We start from the raw sequence: 9,987 nt of genomic DNA, 5'->3' as shown, positions 1-9,987 counted from the left end.
ATTTTAGTAGAAGCGATAAAAATGAAGCCAAAGCATGTATCTGTTCAAAGAGTAACAGCAGGAATAGATGACGACTCTCTTTTATCTCCCGAGTGGTGCAGAGATAAAAACACTCAAATCAAAAAAATTAACAAAGCACTCAAACCTCTAGGCATTAAATATTAGTGAACATAAAGTTTTGAGAAGTGAGAAACGCTGCTAAAATAAGGAGGATATTCAAAATATACTCTAAACCTTTGGGACTCTCCGGGTTTTAAATTTTTAGCTACTACAAACTCATGTATGACTTGTTGGGGTTTACTTCTATCGCTAAAGCTCCCTCCTGAAAAAAAGTCAAAAAAATTGCTTGGCTTAAAATATGAACCGCTCTTTACATTGCCACTGACATGTCCTTTGTTTACAAGTTTTATCTCAAAAATAACTTCCCCGATTTCATACTTTCCTTCGTTTTTCACTATCCCGCTGTACATTATCTCTTCTGTACTAAGGTTTCTTTTGTTTTCTAATTTGTAGAGTTTTGCCACTTTTGTATATTTATCTACTGCAAATATGCCAAATCCAGCTATAACAGCAAATAAAATAAAAAATAAAAAGATTATTTGTCTCTTAATTTTAGGGTTATTTTCCCTAAAAGCCAATAGTATGCCGCCTAGTAAAATAATAAATGCAACAACTACAATTCCGTAGTGCCACGCGTTAAATAGTGTAATCACCTGCAATCTGCTCCTAACGTAACATTATAGTCCCCGCCATAGGTAAAAGGTTCTATAATAATTTTAACTTCTCTCTCCTGCCCTTTTGCGATATCCTCTTCAATAATCGACATCTTATTCAGCGGTTTAAATTTTAAAATAGCATCTTTTAGCTTATTTGAGCTTATCTTATAGGTTTTAGCAGTTATTTTACAACTTGAAAAATCTCTATCTGAGCTATTTTTTACCACCCCATAAACAACAACCGCTTGTGTAAAGTTTAACTTTTTTTGACTTATTATTGAAGTTTCATTTTTAAAAAGCCACTCATGCATTTTAATATATCCGTAAGTTGAACCGACAAGAAGTTCGATAAATGCAAATAAAATAAAAAATAGAGCAAGAGCAACTCTGTTTCTAAGAAGTATACCAAGGATTATAAATAAGATAAAAACAAAAAGCAAGGAGCCAAAGAGAATATAGTCATAAGTTATAAGTTTATTTATAAATTCAGTAATTCTCTGTGTCATATTTTTTAACTATCTCTTGAATTTTTTTCCGCTATTCCGCTCATACCAAATCTGCGAGCCAACTCCTGCTTAATTCTATCAGGAGAGATATTTTTTGCGGCAAGTGCAACTAACATGTGATAAGTCAAATCAGCCGCCTCATATATCATCTCGCTCTCATCATTGTCTTTGTAGGCAAAACTAAACTCCCCAGCTTCTTCTACAACTTTTTTCAAAATTGCATTATCGCCTTTACTTAAGAGTTTTGCAGTCCATGAACTCTGTGGATCTGCATTTTTTCTTTCTTGTATTGTATGATAAAGAGTGTCAATGATGCCATAAAGTGACTCACTGCTTACTTCTACGCTACTTTGAATCTTACCTGATTCTAACTCTGTAAAAAAACATGAACGGCGACCCGTATGACATGCTACACCATTTTGCAGCACTTTGATTAAAAGAGTATCACTGTCACAGTCTATAAAAAAAGAGCTTATCTCTTGAGTATGTCCGCTGCTCTCGCCTTTTTTCCAGATGCGTTGCTTGGAGCGAGAGAAGTAGTGTGCAATTTTTGTAGTAAGGGAGAGCAAGAGCGCCTCTTTGTTCATGTAAGCCATCATTAAAACTTCGCTACTGTTTACATCTTGAACAATAACCGGCAAAAGTTCAATCTTTTGCCAATCTATTTTATTGATTATCTCTTGCATATTAGTTAGCTAGTGTTGCTTTTCTTTGAGAATCTTTCATATCAACCCAGATATTTGGAGTTGAGCCACCAGGAGTTAAAAATATTTTTGCATCTTTATTCTCTTTGAGTGCATCATTGAATTTGCCCTGAACTTTAATCTGCTCAAGTCTTAAAAGATCTTGAGTTAATGATTTTGAGATTAGGTAGTTTGCTTTTGCTTTTGCATCAGCTTCAATAGTAACAGCATCAGCCAAACCTTGCGCTTCGATTCTTGCTTTTTCAGCAATACCTCTTGATTCTGCAGCACGCTTGAGCGCTTCTTGTTCTGCACGAAGAACCTCTTGTTCTGCACGTTGAACCTGCTGTTTTGCTATTTGAACATTCTCTATCTGCTCTTTTACTTTTGGAGGAAGTAAAATTTCACGAAGCTGAACAGACTGCAAATCTGCAGGAGAATTCTCTAGGGCAGATACATTTTTTCTTATTCCGCTCTCTATCTCAGCAGCTATGACGTTTCTTACTTGTGGAAGAGTCTCAGCATCATATTTACCGACGACATTACGAACGATATCTCTTACAACAGGGCTAACGATTTTGTCTTCCCAGCTAAATCCCCAGTTTGATATTGTCTGTGCGGCAAACTGAGAACTAAGTCTATACTGAACCGTCAGCTCAATAGAAACGGGGAGTCCACGTTTGTCAAGAACGGTAATAGCAGGCTTTGCATCAATACCAGAAGATGCGCTTCCGCCACCTGCTTCAATACTTGATGCATAGTTGATAATACGAACTTTTGTATCCACAATGTAAACTTTTTGAATAATCGGAATAATAAAGTGAAGCCCCGGAAGAAGCGCTTGATCTTGATACTTACCGTTGGTACTCAAAATCCCTCTTTGTCCCTCTTCTATAATAGTAAAGGGCTTTGCTAGAACTAATATCAACACAACAGCGATTATAAAATATGCTATGCCGGCTTTGCCGCCACCAAAGTTAAAATCCATCTTTGGCATCTGTGGTATATTTGGACCGCCGCCGCTTCCGCCGGAAGATTTTTTTTCATAACCACCGCCTTCGCTCTTTTTTTTGTTAAAGTAGTCATTCATATCTGATGCCATTGTTATATTGTCCTTCATTTTTTTATTCCTTTTTATCTGATGTTATGCACTAAAACGAACTCGTCCATTTTTCTAAAGAAACTTCGTTTTGTGGCAGGGACTAAAGTCCCTACAACCCTCTGAAGCTACGAAAAACAAAGTTTTTCGAGAACTGCAAAGTATGTGCTGCTTACACATAAGTAAGATAGTGTTCGTACTCTTTGTTGCGCCCAAATACTATGTCAAAGTATGCGCTTTGTAGTTTTTCAGTAATTTCGCCGCGCGCACCGCATCCTATCTCTCTAGCATCAATCAGACGAACCGGTGTTATTTCAGCAGCAGTTCCTGTTAAAAATGCCTCATCCGCAATATATACATCTTCTCTTGAAATACGACGGCGCTCAACTTTCATGCCCATGTTTTGTGCCATCTCAATAACTGTTTTTTGCGTAATCGACTCTAGTGAGTTGTCATTTGGAGGAGTAATCAGCACACCGTTTTTTACCATAAAAAAGCTAGCTCCGCTTGCTTCTGCCACGTATCCCTGATCATCAAGCAGAAGTGCCTCTTCATATCCACAGTCAATAGCCTCATACTTTGCCATTTGAGAGTTAAGATAGTTTGCTACTGCTTTTGCTTTACCCATGTTTGAAGTGTTAGCAGGTCTTGTCATGGAGACGATTTTGAGTTTTATACCCTTTTTCATGCCCTCTTCACCCAAATAAGCACCCCACTCCCATGCAGCTACTACAGTCTCTACCGGAGCCGCTTTGTGGTAAACACCCATAACACCGTATCCTAAAAATGCAAATGGGCGTATATAGACGTTATCGCCTGTAAACTCATTTTTTCTAATCAACTCTACTTGAGCCTGATTCATCTCCTCTACGGAGTAAGGAATACTCATAATAGTCATCTTTGCAGACTCTTTTAATCTTTTCGTATGATCATTAAGGCGAAAAATTGCATATCCTCTATCTGTTTTATATGCTTTTGTTCCCTCTATAACACCGTTTCCATAGTGCAACGTATGTGACAACACATGAACTTTTGCATCGTCCCATGCAACAAACTTACCATTCATCCAAATATATTTGGCAGCATTCATTTACTTCTCCAATAATTACTACATTAAAATTTTGATATTTTATCTAAAATGTCGTTTATATTATTTAATTCTATCTTTCACATCGTTAAGAATTTGTTAAAAGTATTGCCGTAAAGGGTATAAAGCCACCAAGGGCTTTATATTTAGAAGAAAAAAAGAGGAGAGAAAATTAACTTGAATTATGTCCTACCAATGAACCTCAGCAGTTAACATTGCGGAAGTATAATCACTGCTGTTACTATTGTCTCTGTTGTATGATTGAGCAGAGAGTAACCATTTAATATTGCTGTTTTGCTGCCATGCAATGCCATAAATGGTGTTTTCTTCTTCATAAGTCACTACGTCTGTTGTCGAGTTTTCATTTTCCCATGCATCAAAACGAGCAAATACAGAAAACTGTTTTTTCTTACCAAAACGATAAGTACCGTTTACTGAGTAACCTTGCCCATTCCAATTGGTAGTGTTAACTTGATCATTATCTGATGCTACATACTGAGCAGAAACTAAGAATGAGGGCGTATTATAAACTGTATGAAAACCGTAAAATTTATAATCTTCTACATTACCCAAAGCATCAGTGTTTGCAGAGTTGTCCATATTGTACTGACCAAAAAATGACACATCAAAATAGTCATCTTTTAACGGCTTTCTCTTTTTATCCCCATTACCTAGAAGTGCGGCTGTAAGTCTGTACTCAGCTGAAACACCGTCCCCAATCTCATTATCATCCAAACCGCTGTTGTCATTTACGCCGTGGTAACCTTCACCGTTAAAAATACCTACTTCAGATGTAAAGTATGGGGTTTTTGTCTTAAAATTAACACCTAAGTCAGCCGAGTTAGTAAGATGTCCGGCTTCACTTGTCTCTACAAAAACTTTAGAGACAGAGCGCATCCACCACCCTTGATGCTCTTCATAGTCAATCCAAGGACGGTGAACCATACCAAATTCGACACCCGTATATGGTAAAATATCATTTAAATAAAGATAAGCATACTTAACATAAACATCAGCATGACCACCATCATTAGCAGTTGAGTTTGAGTAAGTAGCATCTAAAGTTACACGAAGATAACTTTTTGGGTCATCTATTACATGCGCTTTTACTTGAACATAGTTTCTTCTCATTTCAAAGTTATTAGTTGAATCCCCCTCTTTCATCTCCTTATTGATAAAACCTAAGTAGTGAGTACCGCTAAACTCTAACTTTGATGTTTTTGAGAATACTGAACTCTCTTTACTCTGCAGAGCTTTTCGACCTTCACCCTCAGTTGTAAAAACTTGACCTTGTTCATCTACATAAAATTGTGTAGCACTTAAACCTGTTGCGCCGATTGCTAAAGCAGCTATTGCTGATATAACCGTTGTTTTCATTTTTTGAATCCCTTGTTTTTTTGTATGAGAATTATAAAATTGTTAGGTTACGAAAAGATTACAGTAACTTGAAGATGTATTAAATGCAAAAAGCCCCTGTATTGTCAAGATACAGGGACTTTTTAGGAGATTTAATAGGATAAAAAAATAGATGGATTTAGTGATTATTTTATACTGGTTGTCCAATACTCTCTAATCATCTCTTTAGTCTCTTGCGGAAGCGGAATATAACCTAATTTTTTAGCACTTTCGTCGCCATTTTTAAAAGCGTAGTCAAAAAATTCTAAGATTTTTTTGTTCATCTCAGACTTCTCTTTTGGGAGCAGGATAAAAGTTGCGGCAACAATAGGGTAAGACGTGTCTCCGCTTTGAAGCGCTAAAACCGAGTAAAAGTGATTCTCTTTTGTCCATGTGGCATATTTTGCAGCAGCTTTAAAGTTCTCTTCATTTGCCACAACCCATTTACCGCTTGCAGTTTTTAAAATGGCAGCTGAGAGATTGTTCTTCTCTTTATACGCATTTTCTATGTAACCGATTGAGTATGGAGTCTGCTTAACTAAGTTTGCAACACCTTCATTGCCTTTGCCGCCGATACCGACTTTCCAGTCAATCGCTTTACCAGTTCCAAAACTCTCTTTGAAGCTTTTAGAACTTCCGCTTAAGAAATAGGTAAAGTTATAAGTAGTTCCGCTTCCATCAGAACGGTGAACAACAATGATTCTTTGGTTTGGAAGATTAACTCCTTTGTTATCTGTCATGATTGCCGCATCATTCCACATTGTAATCTTCCCTGCAAAAATATCTGCAACTACTTCATTGCTGAGTTTTAGAGTCGCATCAGCGATTCCATCTAAATTAAACACAACTACGATTGAACCAATAACTGCAGGAAACTGTAAAAGCTTATCTTTTGAGAGTTTTTTCGTATCTAACGCTTCATCAGATGCACCAAAATCAACTACTCTTTTAGCGATTTGCTTGATTCCTCCGCCTGAACCTATTGATTGGTAATTAACAAGGTTGCCTGTCTCTTTTTTATAGTTAAATGCCCAATCATAATATAGTGGAGCTGGAAATGATGCGCCTGCACCGTTTATTTTATCCGACGCTAACGAAGAGGTAATTGATGCCGCTGCAACCAAAGCAACTAAAGCTAATTTCTTTAACATTTGTTTTCCTTTTTGAATGTTTGCGAAATTATAATTGCTTCGTATTACAAGATGATTACAAAAATTACGATATTAATCACTCTTTTGTAACCTTCTTGTAATCTACATAAAATAAAATTCCAAACTTTATTTACGAAGAGAGAGAAGTTGAGCAGTATCATAGATAAGATTTTTGCTAATGCAACAAAATTTATAGCCATCGGCGTATTGCTTCTTGTTGCTTGGATATTTAGCGTACTTTTTGAGCACTCGTTAAAATCAATAGAAGCCTTTGGATTTAGTTTTTTAACTGAAACAAAGTGGGCTCCCAATCTTGAAAAATTTGGCGCTCTGCCTGCAATCTACGGCTCTGTTGTCTCAACCTTTTTGGCGATGATTTTAGCAGTTCCTATTGCAATTGGGATTGCTATATTTTTAAGCGAAATAGCTCATGCAAAGATAAAAACGCCTGTTGGTGTCTCCATAGAACTTTTAGCCGCAATCCCTTCTGTTGTATACGGTATGTGGGGACTTTTCTATTTTGTCCCGATTATTCGCGATATGTTTGGCGGTATAGGCATCAGCATGTTAACGGCAGGAATTGTGCTCTCAATTATGATACTCCCCTTTATGGCAGCGGTAACACGTGATGCCATGAACACAACTCCGGATATTTTAAAAGAGTCGGCTTATGCACTTGGAGGCACTAAGTGGGATGTTATAAAAGATATTATTATTCCATATGCAAAAGCAGGAATTATCGGCTCTTTTATTTTGGCTCTCGGACGTGCAATCGGTGAAACAATGGCTGTTACATTCGTTATGGGAAATGTTCACAAAATATCAACAGATTTAACCCAGCCGGCAACATCTATCCCAGTAACACTTGCGAATGAGTTTGCAGAAGCAGACAGCGAGCTTTACTTCTCATCTTTGTTTGAGCTCTCTCTTTTACTTCTTGTTATAAGTTTTACGATTATCTCAATAGCTAAATTTTACTTTTTACGCAGAAAAAGGACTGGGCAATGACATATACTCAAAAAAGAGTCATAGCTAACAGCATTGTGATGGCACTCTCCACACTATCTGCCCTTATAGGAATAGGCTTTTTACTTTGGATACTTAGCATTTTAATCATAAACGGTGTGGATGCCCTTAGCATGACTATCTTTTTAGAGGAAGGTGCGCCTCCGGGAAATGAGAGCGGAGGCTTAAAACATGCCCTTATCGGTCAGCTGATGCTAGTTGGATATGCATCAGCTTTTGGTGTTCCGCTTGGAATAATGGCGGGAACGTACCTAAGCGAATATGGCCTAAAATCAAAGCTCTCCGAGACTATACGCGATATATCCGACATAATGATGTCGGCTCCAAGCATTGTAATTGGTGCTTTTGTTTATGCCATAGTCGTTGCCCCTAGCGGGCAATTTAGCGGCTGGGCAGGCTCTATCGCACTTATGATTATCATGCTGCCAATTATTTTAAGAACAACAGATGATATGCTCCAACTTGTTCCATCAACTCTAAGGGAGGCAGCTTTTGCGCTTGGTACACCTAAATACAAGGTCATTACTCAAGTTGTTTACCGAGGTGCAAAAGCCGGTATATTAACTGGAGTTATGCTCGGTGTGGCTCGTGTTGCAGGAGAGACTGCCCCACTTCTCTTTACTTCTTTTAATGATAACTTTTTAAACACAGATATGAGTCAGCCAATGGCTTCACTCACTGTTACAATGTACAACTACGCTACAAGCCCGTATGAAGATTGGCAAAAACTTGGATGGGCAGCCGCATTTATACTTAGTATGTTTATTTTGACTCTAAACATTCTCGGGCGACTATTTTTATTAAAAAGAAAGGGTAAATAATGGCAACTATTGTTGATATAACTGAAGAACAAGCTCTCAAAGTCAAAAACTTTGAGTTTACATACGCAGGTTCGGATGAGCCAAATATAAAAAAACTGACCATGCCTATTGCAAAACATAGCATTACTGCACTAATCGGGCCATCCGGATGTGGAAAAACAACGCTTCTTAGAAGTTTTAACCGTATGCATGACCTCTATCCAGCAAACAGATACAGCGGAGAGATTATATTTAAAGATAGAAATATCTTAACTAAAAATGAAGATTTGATAAAACTTAGAACTCAAATAGGTATGATTTTTCAAAAACCTACCGCTTTTCCTATGAGCATATTTGATAACGTTGCTTATGGGCTCAGACTTCAAGGAGTTAAAAACAAGACAGAGCTTCAAGACAGAGTTGAAAAAGCACTCCAAGATGCGGCAATCTGGCAAGAGGCAAAAGATAGATTAAAGCATGATGCAAACGGTCTCTCTGGCGGGCAGCAGCAGAGACTCTGTATTGCAAGAGCAATTGCAGTTGAGCCTGAGGTTCTGCTTTTTGACGAACCGACATCTGCGCTCGACCCTATCTCTACGGCTGGAATTGAAGAGCTTATAGTCGGTCTAAAAGAGAGGGTTTCTATAATCATAGTTACACACAATATGCAGCAAGCCGCACGAGTGAGTGACTATACCGGCTTTATGTATTTGGGTGAACTTGTAGAACTCAGCCCGACAGAAGAGCTTTTTGTAACACCAAAAGAGAGACTAACAGAAGAGTATATTACCGGAAAATTCGGTTGATAATAAAGGACAGATATGTTGAGTAAATATGATGAAAAGATAAACAGTATAAGAGAGAAGATATCTAATCTTCTAAGGGATATAACTACGGCTGATGAGCTCTCTTTGGAGGCTTTTAAACTATCCGATAAAGTTAAATTTAAAGAGGTAGAGAGAAGCCTTGCCAAAATAGGTCTAAAAGGTGATGATATAGATAATGAAATCATCAAAACTTTTGCACTTTTTGGACCTGAAGCAAAAGAGCTTAGGTTTTTAGTGGCATATCTAAAGATGACAAATGAGATTGTCCGCACCGGAGAAGGTGTGAAAAAATATGCCCGCAAAATGAGTGAATATATAAGCCATGAATTTAATATAGAGCCATTAAAACCTACTATTTTACTGCTTCACAAAAGCAGCGTGAATGCTCTTAAGTATATTTTAGAGTGTTTTAACGAGTATGAAAATTGCAACTACGAAGATACATACACAAAAGTATTAGTAGAAGAGAGCATGAATGATGACCTCTTTAGCATTCTTGAAAAAGAGATACTAAACAGAATTATAGATGAAAAAGAGCTCTCCATTGATTATGTAAAAATTTTGGGAAGTCTTAGAAAACTAGAGAGATCATGCGACAGAAGCGTAAATATTGCAAATCTCATGTTATATGCCGAGCAAGGCGGAGAGATTAAACTTTTTAACTAATTGACGGCTCTTCTCTTGATGCATGGCAGAC

Annotated in this window: 11 protein-coding genes; 4 read left to right on the top strand and 7 right to left on the bottom strand. The window is 37.4% G+C overall.

The genetic code is table 11. The features are described 5' to 3' along the window. Window positions 1-161: 161 nt before the first annotated feature. The 7 genes from M0Q17_RS00390 to pstS form a co-directional block, all read right to left on the bottom strand. Window positions 162-713, bottom strand: a complete 552-nt coding sequence (locus M0Q17_RS00390) for a DUF2393 family protein (protein WP_295082077.1) — start codon at window positions 711-713, stop codon at window positions 162-164. Further along, entirely contained in the window at window positions 710-1,222 is a 513-nt protein-coding gene (locus M0Q17_RS00385; protein WP_295082075.1) for a DUF2393 domain-containing protein, read from the bottom strand. The genes M0Q17_RS00390 and M0Q17_RS00385 overlap by 4 nt, the downstream gene beginning before the upstream one ends. 5 nt (window positions 1,223-1,227) lie before the next feature. Next, on the bottom strand, window positions 1,228-1,908 hold the full coding sequence (gene hisIE, locus M0Q17_RS00380; RefSeq protein WP_295082073.1) for a bifunctional phosphoribosyl-AMP cyclohydrolase/phosphoribosyl-ATP diphosphatase HisIE: 681 nt from the start codon (window positions 1,906-1,908) through the stop codon (window positions 1,228-1,230). Window position 1,909: 1 nt separating this feature from the next. Then, entirely contained in the window at window positions 1,910-3,007 is a 1,098-nt protein-coding gene (locus M0Q17_RS00375; protein WP_295082079.1) for a prohibitin family protein, read from the bottom strand. Window positions 3,008-3,176: 169 nt separating this feature from the next. Then, complete coding sequence (locus tag M0Q17_RS00370; RefSeq protein ID WP_295082070.1) at window positions 3,177-4,094, bottom strand: branched-chain amino acid transaminase; 918 nt, start codon at window positions 4,092-4,094, stop codon at window positions 3,177-3,179. A gap of 186 nt (window positions 4,095-4,280) precedes the next feature. Continuing rightward, window positions 4,281-5,468 (bottom strand): hypothetical protein, encoded by a 1,188-nt coding sequence (locus tag M0Q17_RS00365; RefSeq protein WP_295082067.1) that lies wholly within the window; start codon window positions 5,466-5,468, stop codon window positions 4,281-4,283. 164 nt (window positions 5,469-5,632) lie between these two features. After that, window positions 5,633-6,637 (bottom strand): phosphate ABC transporter substrate-binding protein PstS, encoded by a 1,005-nt coding sequence (pstS, locus tag M0Q17_RS00360; protein ID WP_295082064.1) that lies wholly within the window; start codon window positions 6,635-6,637, stop codon window positions 5,633-5,635. Between the two features lie 147 nt (window positions 6,638-6,784). Between pstS and pstC the strand changes: the two genes are divergently transcribed. Genes pstC through M0Q17_RS00340 form a run of 4 tightly spaced genes read left to right on the top strand, consistent with a single transcriptional unit; the run spans window position 6,785 to window position 9,956 of the window. Continuing rightward, entirely contained in the window at window positions 6,785-7,645 is an 861-nt protein-coding gene (pstC, locus tag M0Q17_RS00355) for a phosphate ABC transporter permease subunit PstC (protein ID WP_295082062.1), read from the top strand. After that, a complete protein-coding gene (gene pstA / locus M0Q17_RS00350; protein WP_295082060.1) occupies window positions 7,642-8,484 on the top strand; it encodes a phosphate ABC transporter permease PstA in 843 nt (280 codons plus the stop codon). The genes pstC and pstA overlap by 4 nt, the downstream gene beginning before the upstream one ends. Next, window positions 8,484-9,269 carry a phosphate ABC transporter ATP-binding protein PstB gene (gene pstB / locus M0Q17_RS00345; protein WP_295082058.1) on the top strand — a complete coding sequence of 262 codons (786 nt, stop codon included), beginning with the start codon at window positions 8,484-8,486 and terminating at the stop codon, window positions 9,267-9,269. Before pstA ends, pstB begins: the two co-directional genes overlap by 1 nt. A gap of 15 nt (window positions 9,270-9,284) precedes the next feature. After that, a complete protein-coding gene (locus tag M0Q17_RS00340) occupies window positions 9,285-9,956 on the top strand; it encodes a PhoU domain-containing protein (protein WP_295082055.1) in 672 nt (223 codons plus the stop codon). Window positions 9,957-9,987: the final 31 nt, after the last annotated feature.

The sequence above is a fragment of the Sulfurimonas sp. genome (assembly GCF_023229105.1).
GTDB lineage: Bacteria > Campylobacterota > Campylobacteria > Campylobacterales > Sulfurimonadaceae > Sulfurimonas.
The sequence above is the reverse complement of the archived record's forward strand: the minus strand, read 5'-3'. Positions and strand labels throughout refer to the sequence as shown.

Excerpts from the sequence above, each read along its gene's own strand:
- M0Q17_RS00385 (WP_295082075.1), bottom strand. The coding sequence starts at position 1,222 with ATGACACAGAGAATTACTGAATTTATAAATAAACTTATAACTTATGAC.
- hisIE (WP_295082073.1), bottom strand. The coding sequence starts at position 1,908 with ATGCAAGAGATAATCAATAAAATAGATTGGCAAAAGATTGAACTTTTG.
- M0Q17_RS00375 (WP_295082079.1), bottom strand. The coding sequence starts at position 3,007 with ATGGCATCAGATATGAATGACTACTTTAACAAAAAAAAGAGCGAAGGC.
- M0Q17_RS00370 (WP_295082070.1), bottom strand. The coding sequence starts at position 4,094 with ATGAATGCTGCCAAATATATTTGGATGAATGGTAAGTTTGTTGCATGG.
- M0Q17_RS00365 (WP_295082067.1), bottom strand. The coding sequence starts at position 5,468 with ATGAAAACAACGGTTATATCAGCAATAGCTGCTTTAGCAATCGGCGCA.
- pstS (WP_295082064.1), bottom strand. The coding sequence starts at position 6,637 with ATGTTAAAGAAATTAGCTTTAGTTGCTTTGGTTGCAGCGGCATCAATT.
- pstA (WP_295082060.1), top strand. The coding sequence starts at position 7,642 with ATGACATATACTCAAAAAAGAGTCATAGCTAACAGCATTGTGATGGCA.
- pstB (WP_295082058.1), top strand. The coding sequence starts at position 8,484 with ATGGCAACTATTGTTGATATAACTGAAGAACAAGCTCTCAAAGTCAAA.
- M0Q17_RS00340 (WP_295082055.1), top strand. The coding sequence starts at position 9,285 with ATGTTGAGTAAATATGATGAAAAGATAAACAGTATAAGAGAGAAGATA.